This window comes from Nostoc sp. UHCC 0252 (genome assembly GCF_034931145.1).
Classification (GTDB): Bacteria; Cyanobacteriota; Cyanobacteriia; order Cyanobacteriales; family Nostocaceae; genus Nostoc.
In genome coordinates this window covers 25,190-47,772 of the sequence record NZ_JAYGHE010000009.1, presented here as the reverse complement: position 1 = coordinate 47,772, position 22,583 = coordinate 25,190, and the positions used below count along the sequence as shown (strand labels likewise).

Sequence of the window (22,583 nt, the reverse complement as noted above, 5' to 3'; positions counted from 1 at the left end):
AACTTGACCTTTGATGCCTTTTTTTGATTTTTGAAGCTGGTATAAACACACACTTAAAAGAGTTATCAGGTTTCATAATTGGGTTTAAATTCCCATGTGAAATTATCCACCTCAGAGGTAGAAACTCTAACTTTCAAAGACAGCTAGAAAACTAATAACTGATAACCGTTCACTGATAACTGTTTTTTGTTTTTTGCCATCAATGCACTAAGTAGATAATTCCCATTACTGTCAGACGATCTAGCAAGATTTATGGGTGTTACTCCCCAATTATCTGGAAAATATTCAGATAAAGACCCACAAGCCAAGGGAGACTGAAAATAAATAACATTCCAAAAGCTGGTAGAAATTATAAACAGACGATTATTCTACAATCAGATGGGACGGAAATTTAGTAAGAGAAGTTTCCACTGCATAATTGCAGAATCTTCAAAGCCCAGTGATAGTACTGAATTTAGACTACTGAGTTTTGAGCGAAAATAACTCAAAACTCAGTGATAATTTACCCAAGAATTTAATTAGCGATCGCTAGATTCTGGAGTTACTTCCAAACTGTCACTATCATTTGATGCTGATATCCTTGCCTCAAGTGGTTCAATTAACAACGAGTTTCCAGAGGAACCATCTAAAACCAGTTGCTCTGGGCCTGCATCCACAGTTTTGGGATCTGGAAATACAAATCGTAACAAAGGAGGAGCTAAAAAGGTTGTCAAGATAACCATCATAATGATTGCCGCTCCTAATGGTTTCGAGAGAGCGCCACTGGCTGCGCCGACACCAGCAAACACTAGTCCAACTTCCCCTCTGGGAATCATCCCCACACCGATCGCTAAACGGTTGATTTCCGGTTGACCAAACACGCTTAAGCCTGTGATTACTTTACCGAGAATGGCTACTAAAATCAGGAAAGTTGCCATAATTAGACCTTCTCGATTATCGGGAATTGCTGGGTTTAGAACTCCCAAATCGGTTTTTGCCCCAACAGTCACAAAGAAAATTGGCACTAACATATCGGCAATAGGGCAGACTTGCCTTTGCAGTTCTTTGCGCTTATCTGTCTCTTCTAGAACTAAACCCGCCGCAAAAGCTCCCAAAATCGCTTCTAAGTGGATGACGGCAGCAAGGTATGCCATAGCAAAGGCAAAGATAAATGCTGGTATTACCAGTCCACCGCGTGTTTTGAGTTGATCAGCGATCGCTACAAAGGATTTATTGAAAACATTGCCTAGTAAGATTGCTCCCAAAATAAAACCACTGGCGCTGATAATCAAATAAATGACTTTGCTGACATCCACCACGCCATCTTTAGCTAGGCTGGCAACTACCGCCAAAACGATGATTCCTAAAACATCGTCAATTACAGCAGCACCCAAAATAATCTGTCCTTCTTTAGAATTGAGTCGCCCCAACTCTGACAGCACCTTGGAAGTAATACCGATACTAGTGGCAGTCAAAGCCGCCCCTGCAAAAATTGCCGGTACAGCACCAATACCAAATAAAGTCATCAGTCCCACAGTACCAGCAGTAAAGGGTACTACTACCCCAACCACTGCTACAACGGTGGCTTGGATACCAACTGCCATTAATTCTTTTAAATTCGACTCCAAGCCGATTTCAAACAGCAGGATGATCACACCCAATTCTGCTAAAACCGAAACCACCTCAGACTGCGCTGCAAACACTGCTGGAGTGGCTTCAGGGCTTAAACCAGCAGTGATTTGCAGGAAGGACATGATCAAAGAGTTAGAACTGTCTGTGCTGCCTTCTGGAAACACTAAAAGGTGGAAAACAGAAATGCCCACTACTACACCACCTAATAGTTCGCCTAAGACAGGCGGCAAACCCACTCGGTTTGATAACTCTCCACCAACTTTGCTGGCGAGATAAACTACTACTAAGCTTAGTAACACTGCTGCTACTACCATTGAACTGTCTGCGGCTTCTGTTGCCGTAGCCAGCAGAGGAAAAGAGAAGTTGATTGGATTTAACAAATACATGGGTTCCGTGAAAATCCTTCTCTTTGATTTTGACGTGTTTCTGAAAAACGTTTATCTGTAAAGAAGCTATTGGCAGGTTCAAAAGCTTAGTTTGTGCCATTTCTCCACTCCATCAAGCGCTATCAGAAAACTTCGCAAACCTGGGCTACAGATAGTTTAGAAAGTCGCAGTAAGTCGAAGTCGGTAATTAATTCGCCATCATGACAAAATCTTTAAAAATGTTGGTGTAATTTTTTTAGTTTCAAAAAATGTAACCATTTCAGCTTTTGACGATCGCAGTGTCAAAGTAAGAACATACAAATCGTATCTAGCGATCGCACTAAAGTTGTGAAAAACTTGTGGTGGCTGTTGAAACTCAACAACCACCAGAAGATTGCTACATACGTTTATTAAAAACATCTGTGGATATTTTGAGGAGTGCAAATTTTATGACTAGAGCCACTTTATCCGGTTCTCAGTTTCCATCTGGAAACTTGTGGAAAATACTGCCTTTAGCTCTGCTAGTATGTACAACTTTTACACTGCCTGCATTGGCGCAAGAAAAAGATAAAATGTGGCGAACCCTTAGTGTTAGTGGTCGCGGAGTTGAAACGATTCCTACAACCTTGGCACAAGTCAGTTTAGGAGTGGAGATTCAGGGAAAAACAGCACAGGAGGTACAGCAAGAAGCCGCCCGAAGATCATCGGCTGTAGTTGCGTTCCTCAAGAGCCAAAATGTCGAAAAATTACAAACTACTGGTATCCGGCTGAATCCAGTCTACAGCTACACTAATAATGTGCAAAGGATTACAGGCTATGCTGCCAATAACACCGTGAGTTTTCGTATTCCTACCGAAAAAGCTGGGACATTATTGGATGATGCTGTGAAAGCGGGTGCAACACAAATTAATGGTATTAGCTTTGTTGCGAATGATGAAGCGATCGCAGCTGCTCAAAAACAAGCATTAAAAGAAGCCACCCAAGATGCCCGGCAGCAAGCTGATGCTGTTTTCAGCGCTTTGGGTTTCAAATCCAAAGAAATAGTCAGGATTCAAGTTAATAATGCCAGTGCGCCTCCACCACCCATGTTTTTACGCGCTGAAGCTGCCAAGGTAGCTGATTCTTCAACTCCTATCGTTGGTGGTGAACAGGAAGTAGAAGCATCGGTAACGTTGCAAATTAGTTATTAGTCATTTGTCATTACCCGTATTTCTCACAAGCTGCTTTGCGTATAAGTAATAAGTAATGAGTAATAAGTAATAAGTTAAGAATTTTACTCATTACTCCTTACTCACTACTCATTACTCCTCCATTCGAGGTGTGGTGAGAAATCCGGGATTAGTCCTTTGTCATTTGTGAGGGCAAAGGACTAATAATCAATTCCCAATTCCCAATTCCCAATTAATTAAAAATGTTCCGAAGACATATCTCCTGCACCGCCCTCTCCATCTCGCTTAGAGCCTAATAATTCCAGTTGGTCTACTCTAATAACTGGTGAAGATCGGTTTGCTCCTGTTTGGCGATCGCTCCATGTGTCAAACTTTAAGGAACCTTTGATGCCAATTAAGCTGCCCTTACGCACATAATTACCTGCTACTTCAGCCGTTTTGTCCCATAGTTCCAGCGTGAACCAGTCAGGTTCATCGCTGTTGCGCGATCGCCTTTTTACCGCTAGTGTCAATCTACACTTCACACTACCAGACTCAAAATATTTTATATCTGGGTCGCCGCCTACACGGCCAACAAGGGTGACAATATTGATACTCATAGGTTTTACCTTTCAGTACAAGTGTACTTGTGAATTCTGACTTTCATCATAGCGAATTGTGAAACACTTGAAAATAATGTGTTAAACAGTTAACAATATAGTTGACTTGAAAAATTATACATAACTACTTGGAGAAACACATAAAAGTATACTGATATACTAAGCAAACCAGAGAATATCAAAACATAGATGACTGAGACATCGCAAATATTCCTGGGAATCATATAAAAAATTAGTTTAGTTTACTGAACTCAGGATATAAACATAATCGAATCTACTCTTACCGTTGTAGTCAAGAAGTATCGCACATAGGGGGCTTATAGACGCGTGGGTATTTTTAGGAACTTTCGCACATCATGGGATATGGGTATCGACCTCGGTACTGCTAACACCCTGGTTTATGTATCTGGTAAAGGAATTGTATTGCAAGAGCCTTCTGTAGTTGCTATCGATGTCAACGAAAAGGTAGCCCTAGCAGTAGGAGAAGAAGCCAAAAAAATGCTCGGCCGCACACCTGGAAATGTGATTGCCCTCCGCCCCTTGCGAGATGGTGTAATTGCTGATTTCGATATAGCCGAGTTGATGCTGAAAAGCTTTATTCAGCGCGTAAATGAAGGCAAATCTCTCATTTTACCCCGAATTGTCATTGGTATTCCCAGTGGAGTCACGGGTGTAGAAAGGCGGGCTGTGATGGATGCGGCTCACCAAGCAGGAGCAAGAAAAGTTTATTTAATCGATGAACCTGTAGCTGCGGCCATTGGTGCAGGACTACCGGTTGCTGAACCTACAGGCAACATGATCATCGATATTGGTGGTGGTACAACAGAAGTCGCGGTGCTGAGTCTTCAGGGCACGGTAATCAGTGAATCAGTACGCATTGCTGGGGATGAATTGACTGATTCAATCATTCAGTATATTAAGAAAGTTCATAACTTAGTTATTGGTGAACGGACTGCCGAAGACATCAAGATTCGCCTTGGTTCTGCGTATCCTACCCATGATGATAATGAAGCCATGATGGAAATCCGAGGCTTACACCTGCTTTCTGGTCTACCGCGAACTGTAACTATCAAAGGCCCAGAAATCCGTGAAAGTATGTTGGAACCGCTATCAGTAATTATAGAAGCTGTGAAGCGGACACTGGAACGTACACCTCCAGAACTAGCAGCAGACATTATTGATAGAGGTATTATGCTAGCTGGCGGTGGTGCTTTGCTTAAAGGCATAGATACCTTAATTAGTCATGAAACGGGGATTGTTACCCACATTGCCGCCGACCCCCTTTGTTGTGTTGTGCTGGGAACAGGTCGAGTGTTAGAGAACTTCAAGCAGTTAGAACGAGTTGTTATGGAAAGCTCTCGCAATATGTAACAAAAAAATATCATACTTGAGTTCTATTTGAGTTCTATTTGGGTTCTATATAAAGAGAATCCAAATAGAACTTAATTCTTTAAGTAAGTAAGGTATATATGGTTACAATACGGCGTTGGTGGGATCGCAAAGGTTTACAAATCGGCTTGTTAGCTTTAGTAGTTGGTAGTGCTTGGATATTGCGGCAGACTCAAGGTGAATTGGTGCTTGAGACATATCAAGCAATTACCCGTCCATTAGAGATGTTGCATTCAGGGCCAACTCCAGAAGAACGGATTAGAGATGCCCGGATAATGGAATTGCAAACCCGTATAGTAGATTTGGAAAGTCAGAAGACAAAGCTACAAGATTTATTAGGCTATGTGGAAAAAGAGCCACTGGCATCACGGCCAGTTCCAGCCCGGGTGATAGGACGTGGTGCTGACCAGTGGTGGCAACAAGTTACTCTGAATCGCGGCGCAAATACAGGGATTCAGGAAGGCTTCATAGTCAAGGCAGATGGCGGACTAGTGGGTTTGGTGGAGAGTGTAACTCCTAATACTAGCCGAGTATTATTAATCAGTGACCTCAAGAGTCAAGTAGGTGTATCAGTTAGTCGCACGGCAGCTAAAGGCGTTTTGCGAGGAGATTCTTCGGCGGAAGCTGTGCTGGAGTTTTATGAAAAAGTTCCAAACGTTAAGGTAGGAGATTTAGTTTCCACCTCTACTTATAGTCAGAAATTTCCATCGGGCTTGGCAGTAGGACGAATTAAGTCCCTTGATTTAAAGAAACTTCCCGCATCGGTGGCAAAAATTGAGCTTTTTCCGCCAATCCGCTCTCTTGATTGGGTAACAGTTTATCCAAAGCCAGAAAACCAAGATTTAGAAAACGAAAAATCGGCAAATCAACTGCCGCAAAAGTCTAAGTAAATTCTTCTAGAAAATACATAAAAAAATGAAGATTCCTGCGTTTAGTAGTAGCAGGCAGAAAAAGCCAAAATCGTCGGAGCGAAAATCTAAGTTTCAAATCCAGCCGCTTTCTCGTTGGCATCCCGGTGTACGATACTTGGTCGGGTGGATAGTGACGGCTATTTCTGTACTGTTATGTTTACTATTATTGCCAACCCGCCTTCCAGGTATGGAATTGTTAGGAATTGGCCCTAACTGGCTGTTAATTTGGGTGGTAGCTTGGAGTGTGAAGCGCTCGGTATTTGCCGGAGCCTTGGCAGGTATAGTTCTGGGGCTACTTCAAGATTCAATGACATCACCTAACCCGACTCATGCCCTCAGTTTAGGGATAGTGGGAGTTTTAACTGGTCTGCTCCAAAAACAGCGTTTTATTGAAGAAGATTTTATTTCGATTGCTGTAATTGTCTTTGTAATGGCAGTTTTGGCAGAAACTATCTTTGGGTTGCAATTAACTTTGATAGGGAATGAGCGCAAGGTGACAGATATTTGGACATATTACCAGCGCGTCGCTCTAGCTTCTGCCATTCTTAGTAGTCTGTGGGCTCCTGTGGTCTATTATCCCTTGAATCGTTGGTGGCAACGGATGAAATTGTTGGAGCAATAGCCAAACAATTTTGGATTTTGGATTTTAAATTTTGGAGTGACACCGATAATCAAACCAACACCGTATCATGGTAGTTAGTGGCATTTATGTTTGACGCTTTATTTTTTGTATTCAAATAATATCAGGTAAGTCACCTCCTGATTTTTTGACGGCAGAATGTAGAAGCTTTCACTAAGTAACCTAGTTGGAGAACGCTGATGTCGAAGGAAAGAAAAAGTAATAAAGAAGTTAAAAAACCTAAAAAAGATCCCAAAGACAAAAAGGAGAAAAATAACCCAAACCAATAGGAGGATTAAAGTAAATAGCTTTAGCTAAGACCAAGAGTTGTATTTTTTTATTGACAATATTTCGTCCAATAGCATTTATGAGGAGAAGTTATTGTCAACAGTTGATTCACCCTTGGTCAAGCCTTAAAATTTGATAATTTAGGTTAGGTGTGTGAGGTTTACAACAGGCTATTCAGTGCCGCAACTTATTAAGCAGGAGTAAATTTCAGCGAAACACCGTTCATGCAGTAGCGTTTGCCAGTGGGTGCGGGGCCGTCATCAAAAACATGACCCAGATGACCACCACAGCGACTACAATGCACTTCAGTTCTGGTCATAAATAACGACCGATCTACAGTAAAAGCGATCGCACCTTCAATCGGTTTAAAAAAGCTGGGCCATCCAGTACCACTGTTGAATTTGGTATCAGAGGTAAATAGTGGTAGTTCACATGCGGCACAATAATAAGTGCCATCGTCGTATTTTTTATCCAATGGGCTGGTATGAGGGCGTTCAGTCCCGTGTTTACGCAATACATTAAACTGTTCTGGCGTTAAAATCGTGCGCCACTCTTCTTCTGGTTTGGTAATTTCAAATCCACTCTTAGAAGTTGTCATCTCTTTTGGCCCCCACTTTATATACCTTGATAGCAATGCTGTGCCGACTATTACTGCACTAGCCTCTAAAAAATAGCGTTTGTCCATATATCTATTATTTTCTATTTTTTAGTTAACTGGCCAATTAACTCCAGTACGGAATTCCCTACATTAATTACTATAATCAGCGATCGCTCTGAGTTAGCCTTGATAAACTGATTAAAATTCGCTAAGAAACAACAAATTATTTTTTATTCAATTGGAGCATAACAAGGGTCAATCATCATCTTCATCAGAGGTGGTTGTGAGAGCGTGAGCAGTTCCCTGTTTTCCCCGACTCGTCAGAAATACAAATGCGCGATTCAGGCGCTTTACCCCACTGAGGGTAATGAGGGTAAGTAGTCCTCCTAGTAATCCCATTTGCCACAGACCACAACCAATCGCAGCCCCCAATCCCGCCGCAGTCCAGACACAGGCGGCTGTAGTTAAACCTTTTACTTTTGGCGTTGCAGATTTTCTAGGAGACTCTTGTAAAATCAATCCGGCTCCGAGAAATCCTATCCCGGTAGCTACACCTTGAATTGTCCGACTCAGCGCATTAGTAGCATCATAGGGACTCTCGCCCTCAGCCTGCAAGGGAATCATGACAAATATTGCTGCTCCCATACTCACGAGCATGAATGTTCTCATCCCTGCTGGTCTACCTCCTTGCTGACGGTTAAATCCAATCAAGCAACCAACCAAGAGCGCTAAAGACAATCTAAATGCTATGTGTGGCCAATCGTTGGCAGTAATGAACATTGGCCCCATTGTCTTTTTTCTCCTAGAGACAGAACGGAATTTTGCGTCTATTGTTAGTGGACTGACTACCCACGTTCATAACTGAAAACCTAAATACAGTAAGTTAATAGGTTCTACGTATATTAAGATAAATTTAACAAAAGGTTATGGATAAGTAAACTAATATACACAAATCTGCCATTGTTGTATTCTCCCTACAGACAGAAGGAACAGGACAGGAAAATAGCCATATCAATGCACAATTTTTGCGATCGCCTCCGGTGTCGATAAGATAGCGGCACCGTTTAGCTCTGATAGTAATACCGGAGTTTCTGAAATAACTCTTGCTTCCTTAAGTAGAATATGTGATACTCTAAAATCTACAAATAAAGTACGGTATTTGTATCGTTTTACCGTATTTTAAGGACAGGACTCATGCAGCTACTATGGTTCATCCCAACCCACGGCGACGGACGTTACCTTGCAACTGCCACAGGTGGTAGAGCAGTAAGCTTTCCCTATCTGCGGCAGATAGCCCAAGCAGTGGATGATCTTGGTTACACAGGGGCATTACTGCCCACAGGACGTTCTTGCGAAGATGCTTGGATTGTAGCGTCAACGCTAGTATCACTGACACGACAGATGCGTTTTTTAGTAGCGATTCGTCCCGGCTTGGTATCACCTGGAGTTGCAGCGCGGATGGCGGCAACTTTCGATCGCCTCTCTGGGGGACGCTTGCTGATTAATGTCGTGACAGGAGGCGATCCTGTAGAACTGGCGGGAGATGGCTTGCATTTGGATCACGATCGCCGCTATGAACTAACAGATGAATTTTTGACAGTATGGCGATCGCTCGCTAGTGGAGAACAAGCCAATCTTCAGGGCGATTATCTCAATATTCAAGATGGTAAGCTGCTGTTTCCACCTGTTCAGAAGCCATATCCACCTTTATGGTTTGGCGGTTCCTCTCCTGTTGCTCAAAAAATTGCTGCCAAGCACGTAGATGTTTATCTAACTTGGGGCGAACCACCGGCGCAAGTAGCCGAGAAGATTTCATTAGTTCGCAGACTTGCAGAAATAGAAGGCCGGACTTTGCGGTTTGGGATTCGTTTGCATGTGATTGTGCGCGAAACCGAGGGTGCAGCTTGGGATGCAGCCAATGATTTGATTAAATATGTAGATGACGAAGCGATCGCTAAAGCTCAAAAAGCTTATGCCCGGATGGACTCAGTTGGGCAACAAAGAATGACTCAATTACACCACGGGAATCGTGAGGCTTTAGAGATTAGTCCGAACCTCTGGGCAGGAGTCGGTTTAGTGCGAGGTGGCGCGGGAACAGCCTTAGTAGGAGATCCCCAAACTGTAGCGGCGAGGATGTTGGAATATGCAGATTTAGGTATTGAGTCCTTTATCCTCTCTGGTTATCCCCACCTAGAAGAAGCTTATCGAGTAGCAGAACTTCTATTTCCCCATTTTCCCTTAGAGAATCTGCCAGCAGTAGAGAAGCAACACGTCTTGAGTCCATTTGGCGAGATTGTAGCAAATGAAGATTTCCCTAAGCAGCATAAAGAGAAAGCCACATCCATATCCTAGTAAAGTTTAGGTTATTCCCCATTCCCCATTAACACATAGGAGTTTAATTGAGTGACAAATATTTTAGCGATCGCAGGTAGTCCAACCCATCCATCTAGAACTTATGGTTTGGTCGAATACACCGCCAAGCTTTTACAACAAGAAGGCTTGCATGTAGACATTATTTCAGTTCGGGATTTGCCTGCTGAAGATTTAGTTTTTGGAAGATACGACAGCCCTGCGTTAGAACAGCCCAAAGCTTTATTAGCAAAGGCAGATGGTGTGATTATTGCCACCCCCATTTACAAAGCTGCTTACACAGGAGTCCTGAAAACATTTCTAGATTTGCTCCCACAAAAATCATTGACAGGTAAACCCGTATTACCAATTGCCCTTGGTGGAACGATCGCTCATTTATTGGCAATTGAATATGCTCTAAAACCTGTATTATCTGAATTAGGAGCGCGGCATATCTTAGCTACTGTTTATGCAGTAGACAAACAAATTCAACGACAAGCTGATAACAGCGTCGTCTTAGATGAGGAAATTGACCAAAGACTCAAAGATGTCCTTAATGAATTTGTTAAAGCTGTGGCTTATGATGCCGCCGCCCCTCAAGAATTGGTTCATGCCAATTAAATAATCAAGTTTATACCTCCGTTTGATTGTAGCAGAAGGGTAATTTCTACCCATCTGTTACTTTTTTCAAGTTAATCAGAGCCACATAACTTTACTTTCATAAATTGCACTTTTATTGCAAAAATAAAATTATTTATAGACTACGCTCATACTTACTTTCCAACTTCTATAGTCTATTCAACTAACACCGCTATAATTTATTTTTTATATAATATCTTGCATATATGCAAATTGTCTCCTAACTCTACCTGTAGTAGATGAATGAAATTTACTCATCTACTACTTTCTCCACTTAAATTTCAAATTTTATCAACAAATTGACAAAATTATAGGTTGGATAAGGCTAATACCTTACAGCAGTTTTCATATATTTGAATTACACCTGTCGTAGGGGCGCAACCAGCCGCAGGAATCGCTTTTCATATTAAAGCCACCGTATATTAATGGCAATGCGCTTTTTTGGTCAGTTTAACCAGTAAATTAGAAGTAGGGCGTAAAAAAATAAACTCAATGAAAGCGATGTCTAACGACAGGCCCCAAGGCGTGTGCGCTACTGATTTTGCATCTATTATCGGCGAAGAAAATGCTGTTTACCTTTGGGAAAATATCGAAATAGGTCAGCAAAACCGCATCCAACAGGCTATAACTTCTGGAAAACCTCCCAGTTGTATCGTCTATCCCCGCACCCAACAACAACTAGCCGCAGTTATCGCCAAAGCTCACGCTAACAACTGGCGCGTGCTTCCCTGTGGTAGCGGCAGTAAACTTAGCTGGGGCGGTTTAGCTAAGGGTGTTGATGTTGTAGTTAGCACGGAACGCATCAACCAACTGATTGAACACGCCGTTGGCGATTTGACTGTCACTGTAGAAGCTGGAATGAAGTTTTCGGATCTCCAGGCACTTTTGGCAAAATCGCGGCAGTTTCTCGCCCTTGACCCCACAGCACCGGAGTCAGCAACCATTGGCGGTATTGTTGCCACAGGTGATACAGGTTCTCTGCGGCAACGCTATGGTAGTGTGCGCGACCAGTTACTAGGTGTTACCTTTGTCCGTGCTGATGGAGAAATCGCCAAAGCTGGGGGAAGAGTAGTTAAAAATGTTGCCGGATATGACTTGATGAAGTTGCTTACTGGGTCTTATGGCACATTAGGATTCATTAGTCAACTAACTTTTCGCTTGTATCCGCTATCAGAGGCATCAGGGACGGTAGTACTAACTGGTAGTGCTGAGGCTGTATCCCAAGCGGCTGATATCCTTCGAGGTTCGGCTTTGACACCAGTTCAGGCTGATTTGTTATCAACTAAATTGGTGTCTAGCTTAGGTTTGGGTGAAGGACTAGGATTAATTGCTCGTTTTCAAAGTATTACTGAGAGTGTTAAAGAACAATCAAACCGAGTTTTGGAAGTTGGTCAAAAGTTAGGTTTAGATGGGGCAATTTTTGCCGATGCTGATGAGGCTAGTCTATGGCAGAGATTGCAAGAACGAATACATTTTTCTGCCACAGAATCTGTGATTACCTGCAAAATAGGAGTGTTACCTACTGCTGCTGTAGAGATTTTGACTCAGGTGGAATTAGGTTTAATTCATATTAGTAGTGGTTTGGGTTTGTTACAATTAGAGAGTAAAAATCAAGTTTTGAAAGTGCGCGATCAGCTACACTCTGTTGGAAGCGATGCCTCCGGCGGGTTGCGCCTACGCACTCAAGCGAATAAAGGTTTTTTAACAATTCTGTCAGCACCAGTTGCGGTTAAAGAACAAATAGATGTTTGGGGTTACACGGGTAATGCTTTACCTTTGATGCGCCGTATTAAGGAACAGTTTGATAGTAAGAATATTTTAAGTCCTGGGCGGTTTGTGGGTGGAATTTAGTTTTAAGAAAACGAACCGCAGAGGCACAGAGAACGCTGAGGTAGAGAGGGGAAGGGAGAAATATGCAAGTTTCAGAAAATTCTGTTAATAATACGGCTAGTTTAAAGAATTTGAAGGGCTTTGATGAGAGTCATCCGCCTGACCCAAAGTTAATTGATAGTTGTGTACATTGTGGATTTTGTCTTTCGACTTGTCCGAGTTATCGGGTGCTGGGTAAAGAGATGGATTCACCTAGAGGACGCATCTATTTAATGGATGCAATTAATGAGGGTGAGATTGCCCTGAATACAGCAACTGTAGAACATTTTGATTCGTGTTTGGGATGCCTTGCTTGTGTGAGTACTTGTCCTTCTGGTGTGCAGTATGACAAATTGATTTCTGCAACTCGCCACCAAGTTGAACGTAATTATCCTCGCAGTTTGCCAGACCAATTTTTTCGTCAACTGATATTTTCTCTGTTTCCCTATCCCAATCTTTTACGGTTTTTATTAGTTCCGTTATTGGTTTATCAAAAATTGGGGTTTGCTAAATTCTTTCGCGCTACAGGTTTACTTAATAAAATATCGCCCCGTTTGGCAGCAATGGAATCAATTCTGCCAGAAATTACCCTCAAATCTTTTCAAGATAATCTGCCTAGTGTGATTCCTGCTAAAGGTGAGAAGCGCTATCGAGTCGGCGTAATTTTGGGTTGTGTGCAACGGTTGTTTTTCTCCGCCGTGAATGAAGCAACAGTGAGGGTTTTAACAGCGAATGGTTGTGAAGTTGTGATTCCCAAATCTCAAGGTTGTTGTGCAGCGCTTCCCGAACACCAAGGACAAACAGAACAGGCGAAAGCTTTAGCAAGGCAGATGATTGATAGTTTTGCTAACACTGATGTCGATTTTGTAATTATCAATGCTGCTGGTTGTGGTCATACTTTAAAAGAATACGGTCATATTTTAGAAGATGACCTAGAATATCGGGAAAAAGCGAAGGATTTTGCAGCCAAAGTTAAAGATGCCCAAGAGTTTTTGGCAACTGTTGGTATAACAGCAAAACTGTCGCCACTCACTGATAAACCCTTGAATTTAGTTTATCAAGATGCCTGTCATTTATTGCATGGTCAAAAGATTAGCGTCCAACCGCGTCAGGTATTGCGACAAATTCCAGGAGTGAAGTTAAAAGAACCGGTAGATGCGGCTTTATGTTGTGGCAGTGCTGGGGTTTATAATATGCTGCAACCAGAAGTTGCTGAAGAATTAGGTCAGCAAAAAGTGCAGAATTTGTTGAATACTGGTGCTGAGTTAATTGCTTCTGCTAATCCTGGGTGTACTTTGCAAATTACGAAGCATTTACAGTTACAAGGTAAGAATATTTCAGTTATTCACCCAATGGAGTTGTTAGATTATTCGATTCGGGGTGAAAAGTTGGAATTGTCATAAATTAGGGTGCGTTAAACCTGTCTTAACGCACCTTACTATTAAGCATTTACTTAGAAAAGATATTACCAAATAAAATTACTGTCCTTGACGGTTACGATCAACAAACTGATTATTGGGGTTATTCCACCAAAGCTGTCTTGCTGCTGTTTCACCTTCATAGCAAGCTGGCTCATCGCCATCTAGTTTGACATAAGCCGATCTTTCTCCACAGATGCTGCCCTTAAAGGCTATGTCGTAGGGACAAAGGCAGTTTGGGTTACTTTTAGTGCTGCGTTGTGTGGCAACTTTTGGTAGGCGAATTCGACGAGGTTCTACAAGAGTGCCGTTAACTGCGGTGTTTTGAGCGTAGATTGAGGGAAGCACAGATGCTGAGGTATTTGATTTTGCTATTGCTGGTAAAACAGTTCCGACAAAGGCCAAAACTAAAGCTCCGTTGAATATAGTTCTTTTCATTTTTCATGCCCTTCGATATTTCTGAATTGGTCTATGTTTCGAGAATATCGAGGTTATCAATACTTTCCAAGAGCAGAATAGTTCACTTCGTTCTGAACTGATCTGAACTACACTACTCAATCGGCAATAAATTGACTATGCTGTTGTTGTTAATCACTGAGATTAGATATTACCAATGATTTCAGCGTCTAAATCTCGTAGCTTACGAGCAACTCCAGAAGGGCTAAAAAAAGTCCTACAACGAATGGCTGAACTAGAAAAGTTCATTGAAAAGAAGGACAAAAAAGGTTGGTCGCAAGAAGACCTTGCAGATAAATCAGGTGTGAGTCTCAGCACAGTCAAAAGGTTTCTGAAACCAGAGCCAGTTGATCGAAATTCTATTATCTGGATTACTAAAGCCTTAGATTTAGATCCGCTAGATGTTATCAATCCTCGTGAGTGGAACCCAACTATCACCAATTCCGAATTAGACCAGAAAATTCTAATTCATCGGCAAGTTTGCCAAGGGATGCTTGAAAAACAGGGATTAACCATTAATCCGTTGATGGCTGGTGGTGGAACAACGTTTAAGCGAGGAGATATTTATGTGCCTTTGGGATTGATAGAGCGAAAACAACAACGCCAAATTAGCAGTGAGGAATCCTCAAACCAGCCAACGGAGTATGAAGTTACCCGGACATTACAGCATGATGAGTTTTTCGAGCAAGTTCTCAGATTAGGGGTAAGTCCCAAAAGTAAGGGTAAACGCATCGCCATCATCGGAGAACCGGGAGCCGGAAAAACTACACTTTTGCAGCAGATAGCAGATTGGGTGTTTGAAAACACTGATCAGGATGTAGCTATTTGGGTGTCATTAGCAGATTTGCAGGTGAAAACCCTAGAAGAGTATTTGCTACAGATATGGCTAAAATACGCTTTGAAAACAGCGCGAGTCACACCAGAAATGGAAGATTCTTTTGTGGAACTGTTCAACAGGGAGCGAGTGTGGCTACTGTTGGATGGTGTTGATGAGATGTCGGTGGAAACTGGCAATCTTTTGACTGCGATCGCATCTCAACTTACCACAGGCTGGATATCCAATGCGCGGATTGTACTAACCTGTCGGCTGAATGTGTGGGATGCTGGTAAAAATGCTTTAGAAAGATTTGATACCTATCGTACTTTAGAATTTAGCTATGGCGATCGCCACAAACCCGATTCGGATCAAGTTAACCAATTTCTCATCAACTGGTTTGTAACTAGTAATCCGCACTTAGGTAAGGCATTACGTACAGCCTTAGATCAACCTGGAAAAGAAAGAATTAAAGATTTGGTCAAAAATCCTTTGCGGTTGTCACTAATGGCTTATTCCTGGCAACTCAGACAAGGTAAATTACCAAAAACTAAGGCTGCATTATACCAAAGATTTGTGGAAGCTTTCTACGAGTGGAAACAAGAATACTTTCCCTCTGATTCTGCAACTCGAAAGCAATTGAATCAAGCTTTGGGAAGATTGGCGAAGCTTGCAATTTCTCAATCTTACTCTCGATTTCGCCTCACCCGTCGCTTTGTTTGGTCGGTATTGGGTGAATCGGATACACCTCTATTTCAGCTAGCAACGCAACTGGGTTGGCTAAATCAGGTAGGTGTTGCAGAGGAAGATCCAGAAGAACCTGTTTATGCTTTTTACCATCCCACATTTGAGGAATATTTTGCTGCTTGTGCAATTGATGATTGGCGCTTTTTTCTGACGCACATTCCAGATAATCCTAATGCAGGCATTTACCGTATTTTTGAGCCACAGTGGAAGGAAGTGATTTTACTGTGGTTGGGACGAGAGGATGTAGCGAAGGAGAAAAAAGAAGAGTTTATCAAAGCTTTAGTTGAGTTTGATGATGGCTGCTGGTATTTCTTTTGTTATCAAGCTTATTTTTTAGCAGCTGCTGGAATTAGCGAGTTTGTGGAGTGCAATCGTGCTGATGAAATTGTAAGCCAGCTTGTTAGCTATGGCTTTGGTTATTTTAATGAAGAGAAACAGGAGCGAGTGACTGATCTAACAGTAGTTGTAGAGGAAGCTAGAAAGGCTTTGAAAGAAACTAATCGAGAGAAGGTAGTGCCCGCGTTAGTCAAGCTGATTACAACTACTAAGAATGAATACATCTGTATACTAGCGGCTGATATCTTGAGAGAAATTAGCCCTGATAATCCTACTACAATTAAATCCTTAGTTCAGATAATTCAAAACACTAAAAATGAAAGCATTTGTTGGATGGCATCTGCTAGCTTAAAACAAATATACCCTGGTCATCCAATTGTGATTGATAATTTAGTACCCCTGATTGAGCGAGTGGAGGATTTAGATAGTCTTACACTATTGAATCAAAGTTTAGGTGAAATTGATAATAGTCATCCTACTTATCTAAATTACTTATTTCAGTTAGTGATTGAGCCTTTTGCTCAAAATATATTTCCTCATGAGACTGATATTATACTAGAAGAAATATCTAACGAACATACAATTTCAGAAGAAGAACATGAATATATATTATTGTTAGATTTAATATTTGAATTAATCCCAAATGAATTTATCTCATATTATAATAACGCGCAATCTGTACGTGACATTTATTTTTTGGTGTGGAAATTTTCAAGAATGTGGTGTCAAGGACAAATACAAATAAAAGTTGACAATCACACTACGCTTACAAATATAGAAAACTTAGTTCATAATTCACAGTATACATTAATTCGTTTATACGGAGCTTTTATATTAGAAATAATCCAACCCAGTCATAAAACCGCAGTTGCTGTCGTTATTGATTTAATACTTACCTCTCAAGATGAAACTGAGTGTTTGTTAGCAGCTTTTATATTAAATTATATTCAACCCAAAGCGCAACTTGCAATTAGTACCGTAGTTAAACTAATTAATATCACTCAGAATGAAAATCTATGGGTTTCTGCCAATTGTTTATTAGTACTAATTGATCCTAGCAATCAAATCGCAATTGATTTTCAAAGCAGGGTGATTCAGAGTTTTCCAGAAGACTCTACCCTTAATGTTAGAGAAAAATTTACGTTTTGGTCTTTGTCACAAAAAATAGCAATTAACTTAGGAAAAACCAACTTAGGAGATGCAACTGCAATTGCTACACTGATTAATATAATTCAAATTACTAACAATGACTCTATTTACACTACCGTAGCTGAAAGTTTAAAGCAAATTGGTATGGGTAATAAAAGAGCAATAAATTCATTGATAAATCTGCTGACTACTACTCAAAATAAAAATACTCAGAGAGGTATAACTAATAGCTTACCGCAAATCCTTGAAGGTGAACAATTTGCAGAAGTAGCTATTGAGTTAAAAGACTACTTGACAAATGATGTTTGGGAAAATGATAGGAGCCTTTTTGATAACTGCTACTCCATTGTTTGGCGCTGTGCCGAAAACATGAGCTACCCAGAATTTTATCGCGCTTGGCACGGCGAAAGTTCCACAGTTCAAAATTCAGAAAATCTAATAGCTGATATCGCCTCTCAACTCCAACCAACTAACAAAAGCTATCCCATCGTCATCAACTGTGAAGCACTTCAAGACGAAACAGATATAAGCGCCATATCACAGGAACTCTGTAACCAAATCTATCTAACGGTTTTTCTCGATAATCCAGAAATTCCAGCAGTTAATAATGCGCCTCAATTCAAACGAATTGTCCTCCCAATTAAAAAACGACTCCAAACACAGCATCTCGCTTTGATTATTAACAATTGCGAACCCAATCAGGCGCTTATCACCTTTTGCCGCAGGGTAACAGATGTGCTACATATTGCCTGGATTACCGATCAATTTTTAGAAGCACCTCTGAAAGGTTTTCCGTCTACACATCCAAATTTAGTCAGCGCAATTAAAAGTTGGATTAACGAGATTGAATAAAGAATTGAGAAGTGCGATCGCACTTAGCACAACTACACTTTAGATGTGTACAATCAAATTAATGTGCAAGATAAAGTAATAAATCATGCATCGCCAGATTAACATCACTTTGCCAGATGAGACAATTGAATTAATTGATCGAGTTATTGAAAAAGGCGATCGCAGTAGATTCATCAACGAAACTGTGCAATACTATATTGCTCAGAAAAGCCTAGCCAATCTTAGAGAACAGTTAAAAGAGGGAGCTATCCAACGCGCAGAACGTGATTTGGAGTTGGTAAAGTTTTATTGAGGCGATGTCTGGCGACAAGCCGCTTCTTTACAAGACGCTGCGCGAATGCGTCTACGCACCTTCTGGAATTATCTCAGGCGATCGCCATCTCTTCTATAACCCTTTTCTCTTCTGTTAGGACGATGAAGTAAGCTCTTTGCCATGCCATCATCAATAAAATAAAACGTCAGCCGAGGTTTTTCATGGCATTAGAGGGAGTGATTTTAGATGTTGATGGCACATTGGTATTAAGTAATGATATTCATGCCAATTCTTGGGTAGAGGCATTTGCAGCTTATGACTTAGAAGTGCCATTTGAAACAGTCAGACCACTCATAGGTATGGGTGGAGATCAACTGATTCCCAAAGTAGTGCCAGAATTAAATGATGAAGAAGGAACTGGCAAAGCGATCGCCGAGCGACGCAAAGAACTTATATTGAACAAATATAAATTGCAAATTACTGCTGCCAATGGTAGCAGAGACTTAATATTAAAGATGCAAAAATCAGGATTGCATCTAGTTGTTGCTAGTTCAGCAAGTTCTCAAGAACTGGACATATTACTCAAAATTGCCCAAGTAGATGATTTGCTATCGGAAGTAACTACATCCGATGATGCCGAAGCATCTAAACCTGCTCCTGACATTGTAGAAGCTGCCTTGAACAAAGGGCAAATGACACCTGATAAAGTAGTGATGCTGGGAGATTCGCCCTACGATATTGAGTCTGCCGGCAAAGCAGGGGTAGGTGTGATTGCTTTACGCTGCGGTGGTTTTAGCGATGAACAACTGTCGGGAGCGATCGCAATTTACAATGATCCAGCAGATTTGCTACGCCACTATGACTCTTCTATCTTGGGCGCAAATGCTTGAATACTAGCGTCAACGCACTTTCTAGAATTATTGCAGGCGATCGCAGACCACACACAACTAAACTAGAATCCCCAGTGACATGGCTATATACAAAACCGGAAGCAAGCTAGAGATGCACCAAGTCTATGTGGTATCTCTCAAAGAAAAAATCGAACTGCTTGAAAAACAGAAAGCCGATATTGACAAGGAACTAACCGAGCTACGTAAACAATTAAGTGATAACGAGAACTACGAACCGTCAGAAGAATGAATCCAAGCGTGACTATCTACCCGAAAGTCTTCTGATTGTTTCTAATGTGGAGCGGAACGCCTGCCGCCGCCGATCGAGTTCAGCTTTTCTCAATGCACGAGAAGAAATTCTTTTCAGCCAAGGTAGAGTTTGGTGTGGTTCCAGATTCTTCATAAATCCCGTTTAACTGCGATCGCGGTCATGTTCTTGTTGGGTTTCGTACTCACGCTGAAACTGCTCTAGTTTTTGTATGCGCTTCTCTAGAAGGGTATATCTGATGCCATTGACCTGAATCATCTCGCTCATCTTGGTATTTAGCGCATTCAGGATCTCTAGCAATTTTTCTTGATCCAGAGGTTCGGTAATGTTGTCAGACATTATTCTTCTTGGGTATTCTCTTCATATTCTCTAATACTAAAATTGGTATCTTTCTGCAAAAATCGCTGCACATCTCTAGTGTAAAAAAGAAGCCGCTTAAACTTGTGATTAATTTTCTGATCCAATTGCCCCAAAACCATCTGCATAACATCTTTACGATTCACATACTCTTGAATATGTAAATCTAAGGTTTTTTCTAATTGGCGGATTTTCTCAGCATTCCTAACATGCTCCTTCATTCCCTCTTCAATTTGGGCAACAGAAGATGAGATTCTGTTGATTTTACTAATTATTTGTACAGCTACTCCACCGATAACTAAAACACTAACGAGTATTCCTAGAAAGACCCCAGTGTTTTCCAGAGTTAACGTTACACCTGGATTAGAAGAATTAGTAACAGCTATTTCTGATTTTGCGGTACTCATTTAAAGTGCATCAATTTTGGCTTCAATTCGCTCTAGGTCATCACCCAGTTGAAAGATCAAGCTATCAGTGAAATTCTCTACAGGTTGTAGATATTCCCAAATAGTGACTCGAAGATTCGTCAACCACGTTGCATCAGAAATTACTACCTGATAATTATTAGCAACCTTGGGAAACTTTATAAGCTTAGTCCGATTGAGTTTAAGAGGAATTTCAATAGATGTAATAGCAGGTGAATTAATCCCAGCTATTGGTGCAGCGAACTGATATTTAATGTTGCCAGCAAATCGCCAGCGCTTGCCAGAAGGCACAGTACACAAGCATCGAACAACAATGACATGAGACTCAAATAAAAAAGGAACCTCAAAAGCAGGAATAGGGCTGTAACTGTAAACTTGTCCTGGTGACTGTGCTGCAACCCTTGCCTCGTCATAAACCTGATTCCAGTTATTGGGGTTGTTTAGTTCTAGCGCTAGGTCAGCCATTAAATTAAATAGCCCCTACTGCTGCGAGATTCTGTTCGACTGTTACCAAGTAATCATCAACATTAACCTCGCACAAATCCAGGATGTCTAAATAATCACTGAGACTGATAAGACCTTTAATAAAATGCTGCTGGGCTAATTCAGCGCATTCTAGCTTTTCAATCAGCCTCAATGATTCGCCTTCAGGCATTCCTTGGTTTGTAATGATCGTTAAACCAAGAATGTCATTTAGCATTAGTACTTCTCTGGCTTAAAAGATACCCCACGATTTTTAGCAGGGTCGCTAGCTACAGCAGCTAAAATTGCAGCTTTAGTTTGTTTGTAGCTAGGCGTATCAGTCCCAGCACCAAAAGGAAAAGTGTAAGTTTTGGTGGCTTTCTTCTTATAGTTGTCACCAGTGATTTTAGATGGGGTGTTCGTTCCCGCACCTGTTGGAACAATTGAGATGGTGGCGCGTGCGGGAACAAATCCTACTTCCCTTTCTAAATTGGCAATTCCTTCTGTAGTGGAATCAATATTCAAAATTGCTTCTGTCACACCAGTATCAGCAATTTTTGTCAATGCTCGACCAGAGATATCAACCAAAAATTTATCTGTACTTGCAACAGGTTCACCAAAAGCCTTCAAAGCACAGGATTTTATGTTGCCGGGTAAGCTATCAGCCGCACGGACAATGTTAATTACCTGTTTTCCTGCTTTAAAGTCCTGATATTTTCTTAATTGAGATCCAACTGGTGCATCTGGAACTACGGATTCCTCAGTAGCTCCAGGAGGACGGAGATATTTGAGCGCTGCATTCAAATTGTTAAATCGTCTTGCCATACTGATTAATTTTCTATACCTATAATCCATGTCTAACACGGATTATTTGTCCTAACGCGTTGGTCGAGAAGTATACTTCCCGGTGTGTAAACTAAGTCGATGCGACCCTCTCTATAACCGACTTGAGATTGACATCAGACATGGCCACTAAATTAATGTGAGCGGATCTGCCATAGATCAACAATTGGGCATAACGGAATCTTACAGGCACAGTTGGACGTAAAACAGGCTTATTGATTGTTTGTCCATATACACGATGGGTTCCGGGTGTCATTGAATAGGTACGGTTATTTTTGACAAATTGAAAATAATCATCGTTATAAGAATGCCCCTGTATTTCTAAAATTTTCTTGATAACTCTGATTCCTTCCGCCTCATTTTCTACGAGTAACCTAAAATCATACCCATGCTCATCATCTAAGTAGGTGGCTTTATATTTGCCCTTTTCGATAATCAACAAAGGTTTTGTTAAATCCCTTTTTATTGCCGTCGCCAGTCTTTCTGCATCAGCCCTAGATATTGTATCTGAGCTTTCATTCATTAACCTAAATGTAATTTCTTGCCTAGCTCCTCTGGTTCTGTCGCCCGGCGAAGAGACTGTTAGCCTTTCTTGAAAATGTAATTTTACTTGTGGTTTGTATTTAATATCCCTTTGATGTTCGGGAACAGGAATTCCGTAGATAGGAGCTTGTAAGGCTTGCGCTTGACCAACATCAAACTCAAAAAACAACTTCCTTAGTAACATAGTGTTAGCATCGTCTTCATCTCTTATCAAGCAGGCTTGATAAGCATTTTCCTTTGGAGTTTCCAGTGAATCCTTTCTCTGGTTTTTAAACCAAGCATTGACCCGTTTATTATGCTCCCTGCGGATTAAATCATGAAGATGTTCTACTGGTGAAAAGTTAGCAGGTAACGCCATTTATCC

General features: G+C 41.2%; 25 protein-coding genes. 12 read left to right on the top strand and 13 right to left on the bottom strand.

All coding sequences use genetic code 11. The features are described 5' to 3' along the window. Positions 1 to 518: 518 nt before the first annotated feature. Together VB732_RS08315 and VB732_RS08310 are read right to left on the bottom strand one after the other, a co-directional pair. Entirely contained in the window at positions 519 to 1,997 is a 1,479-nt protein-coding gene (locus tag VB732_RS08315; protein WP_323230340.1) for a cation:proton antiporter, read from the bottom strand. Positions 1,998 to 2,195: 198 nt separating this feature from the next. Beyond that, complete coding sequence (locus tag VB732_RS08310; RefSeq protein WP_323230339.1) at positions 2,196 to 2,396, bottom strand: hypothetical protein; 201 nt, start codon at positions 2,394 to 2,396, stop codon at positions 2,196 to 2,198. A 29-nt stretch (positions 2,397 to 2,425) separates the two neighbouring features. Between VB732_RS08310 and VB732_RS08305 the strand changes: the two genes are divergently transcribed. Continuing rightward, on the top strand, positions 2,426 to 3,166 hold the full coding sequence (locus VB732_RS08305; RefSeq protein WP_323230338.1) for an SIMPL domain-containing protein: 741 nt from the start codon (positions 2,426 to 2,428) through the stop codon (positions 3,164 to 3,166). A 215-nt stretch (positions 3,167 to 3,381) separates the two neighbouring features. On the opposite strand, the gene VB732_RS08300 is transcribed toward VB732_RS08305, so the two are convergent. Next, a complete protein-coding gene (locus VB732_RS08300; RefSeq protein ID WP_323230336.1) occupies positions 3,382 to 3,744 on the bottom strand; it encodes a single-stranded DNA-binding protein in 363 nt (120 codons plus the stop codon). Between the two features lie 363 nt (positions 3,745 to 4,107). Here VB732_RS08300 and VB732_RS08295 point away from each other — a divergent pair, with 363 nt between their 5' ends. The 3 genes from VB732_RS08295 (at position 4,108) to mreD (ending at position 6,666) form a co-directional block, all read left to right on the top strand. Further along, entirely contained in the window at positions 4,108 to 5,115 is a 1,008-nt protein-coding gene (locus VB732_RS08295) for a rod shape-determining protein (RefSeq protein WP_323230442.1), read from the top strand. Positions 5,116 to 5,213: 98 nt separating this feature from the next. Next, the gene (gene mreC / locus VB732_RS08290) at positions 5,214 to 6,023 is read left to right on the top strand and encodes a rod shape-determining protein MreC (RefSeq protein WP_323230335.1); all 810 of its coding nucleotides are present in this window, start codon (positions 5,214 to 5,216) and stop codon (positions 6,021 to 6,023) included. A gap of 25 nt (positions 6,024 to 6,048) precedes the next feature. Beyond that, complete coding sequence (mreD, locus tag VB732_RS08285) at positions 6,049 to 6,666, top strand: rod shape-determining protein MreD (protein WP_323230334.1); 618 nt, start codon at positions 6,049 to 6,051, stop codon at positions 6,664 to 6,666. 475 nt (positions 6,667 to 7,141) lie between these two features. Here mreD and msrB read toward each other — a convergent pair whose 3' ends face one another. Beyond that, entirely contained in the window at positions 7,142 to 7,636 is a 495-nt protein-coding gene (gene msrB, locus VB732_RS08280; protein WP_323230333.1) for a peptide-methionine (R)-S-oxide reductase MsrB, read from the bottom strand. Between the two features lie 168 nt (positions 7,637 to 7,804). Further along, the gene (locus tag VB732_RS08275; RefSeq protein WP_323230332.1) at positions 7,805 to 8,338 is read right to left on the bottom strand and encodes an MgtC/SapB family protein; all 534 of its coding nucleotides are present in this window, start codon (positions 8,336 to 8,338) and stop codon (positions 7,805 to 7,807) included. 405 nt (positions 8,339 to 8,743) lie between these two features. Between VB732_RS08275 and ssuD the strand changes: the two genes are divergently transcribed. The 4 genes from ssuD to VB732_RS08255 all read left to right on the top strand — a co-directional run bounded on the left by ssuD (position 8,744) and on the right by VB732_RS08255 (position 13,809). Then, the gene (gene ssuD / locus VB732_RS08270; protein WP_323230331.1) at positions 8,744 to 9,901 is read left to right on the top strand and encodes an FMNH2-dependent alkanesulfonate monooxygenase; all 1,158 of its coding nucleotides are present in this window, start codon (positions 8,744 to 8,746) and stop codon (positions 9,899 to 9,901) included. A 51-nt stretch (positions 9,902 to 9,952) separates the two neighbouring features. After that, positions 9,953 to 10,519 carry an NADPH-dependent FMN reductase gene (gene ssuE, locus VB732_RS08265; protein WP_323230330.1) on the top strand — a complete coding sequence of 189 codons (567 nt, stop codon included), beginning with the start codon at positions 9,953 to 9,955 and terminating at the stop codon, positions 10,517 to 10,519. Positions 10,520 to 11,029: 510 nt separating this feature from the next. Next, the gene (locus tag VB732_RS08260; RefSeq protein WP_323230329.1) at positions 11,030 to 12,388 is read left to right on the top strand and encodes an FAD-binding oxidoreductase; all 1,359 of its coding nucleotides are present in this window, start codon (positions 11,030 to 11,032) and stop codon (positions 12,386 to 12,388) included. A gap of 62 nt (positions 12,389 to 12,450) precedes the next feature. Then, a complete protein-coding gene (locus tag VB732_RS08255) occupies positions 12,451 to 13,809 on the top strand; it encodes a (Fe-S)-binding protein (RefSeq protein WP_323230328.1) in 1,359 nt (452 codons plus the stop codon). Positions 13,810 to 13,884: 75 nt separating this feature from the next. Here the strand turns inward: VB732_RS08255 and VB732_RS08250 are convergent, their stop codons facing one another. After that, on the bottom strand, positions 13,885 to 14,262 hold the full coding sequence (locus tag VB732_RS08250; protein WP_323230327.1) for a hypothetical protein: 378 nt from the start codon (positions 14,260 to 14,262) through the stop codon (positions 13,885 to 13,887). 175 nt (positions 14,263 to 14,437) lie between these two features. Between VB732_RS08250 and VB732_RS08245 the strand changes: the two genes are divergently transcribed. The 4 genes from VB732_RS08245 to VB732_RS08230 all read left to right on the top strand — a co-directional run bounded on the left by VB732_RS08245 (position 14,438) and on the right by VB732_RS08230 (position 19,571). Further along, a complete protein-coding gene (locus VB732_RS08245) occupies positions 14,438 to 18,178 on the top strand; it encodes an NACHT domain-containing protein (RefSeq protein WP_323230326.1) in 3,741 nt (1,246 codons plus the stop codon). An 85-nt stretch (positions 18,179 to 18,263) separates the two neighbouring features. Next, the gene (locus tag VB732_RS08240) at positions 18,264 to 18,470 is read left to right on the top strand and encodes a hypothetical protein (RefSeq protein ID WP_323230325.1); all 207 of its coding nucleotides are present in this window, start codon (positions 18,264 to 18,266) and stop codon (positions 18,468 to 18,470) included. Between the two features lie 182 nt (positions 18,471 to 18,652). Then, positions 18,653 to 19,321: an HAD family hydrolase gene (locus VB732_RS08235; protein WP_323230324.1), complete on the top strand. Its 669-nt coding sequence runs from the start codon at positions 18,653 to 18,655 to the stop codon at positions 19,319 to 19,321. A gap of 79 nt (positions 19,322 to 19,400) precedes the next feature. Further along, entirely contained in the window at positions 19,401 to 19,571 is a 171-nt protein-coding gene (locus VB732_RS08230; RefSeq protein WP_323230323.1) for a hypothetical protein, read from the top strand. A 12-nt stretch (positions 19,572 to 19,583) separates the two neighbouring features. Here VB732_RS08230 and VB732_RS08225 read toward each other — a convergent pair whose 3' ends face one another. From VB732_RS08225 to VB732_RS08195, 7 genes are all read right to left on the bottom strand, one after another. Then, positions 19,584 to 19,724 (bottom strand): hypothetical protein, encoded by a 141-nt coding sequence (locus VB732_RS08225; RefSeq protein ID WP_323230322.1) that lies wholly within the window; start codon positions 19,722 to 19,724, stop codon positions 19,584 to 19,586. A 9-nt stretch (positions 19,725 to 19,733) separates the two neighbouring features. After that, entirely contained in the window at positions 19,734 to 19,928 is a 195-nt protein-coding gene (locus VB732_RS08220) for a hypothetical protein (RefSeq protein ID WP_323230321.1), read from the bottom strand. Then, positions 19,928 to 20,353, bottom strand: coding sequence for a hypothetical protein (locus VB732_RS08215; RefSeq protein WP_323230320.1), 426 nt, complete (start codon positions 20,351 to 20,353; stop codon positions 19,928 to 19,930). The genes VB732_RS08220 and VB732_RS08215 overlap by 1 nt, the downstream gene beginning before the upstream one ends. Beyond that, positions 20,354 to 20,836 (bottom strand): hypothetical protein, encoded by a 483-nt coding sequence (locus VB732_RS08210; protein ID WP_323230319.1) that lies wholly within the window; start codon positions 20,834 to 20,836, stop codon positions 20,354 to 20,356. A gap of 4 nt (positions 20,837 to 20,840) precedes the next feature. Beyond that, positions 20,841 to 21,071, bottom strand: coding sequence for a hypothetical protein (locus tag VB732_RS08205; RefSeq protein ID WP_323230318.1), 231 nt, complete (start codon positions 21,069 to 21,071; stop codon positions 20,841 to 20,843). After that, positions 21,071 to 21,658, bottom strand: a complete 588-nt coding sequence (locus tag VB732_RS08200; protein ID WP_323230317.1) for a hypothetical protein — start codon at positions 21,656 to 21,658, stop codon at positions 21,071 to 21,073. The genes VB732_RS08205 and VB732_RS08200 overlap by 1 nt, the downstream gene beginning before the upstream one ends. A 91-nt stretch (positions 21,659 to 21,749) precedes the next feature. After that, positions 21,750 to 22,577: a hypothetical protein gene (locus tag VB732_RS08195; RefSeq protein WP_323230316.1), complete on the bottom strand. Its 828-nt coding sequence runs from the start codon at positions 22,575 to 22,577 to the stop codon at positions 21,750 to 21,752. Between the last annotated feature and the right edge of the window lie 6 nt (positions 22,578 to 22,583).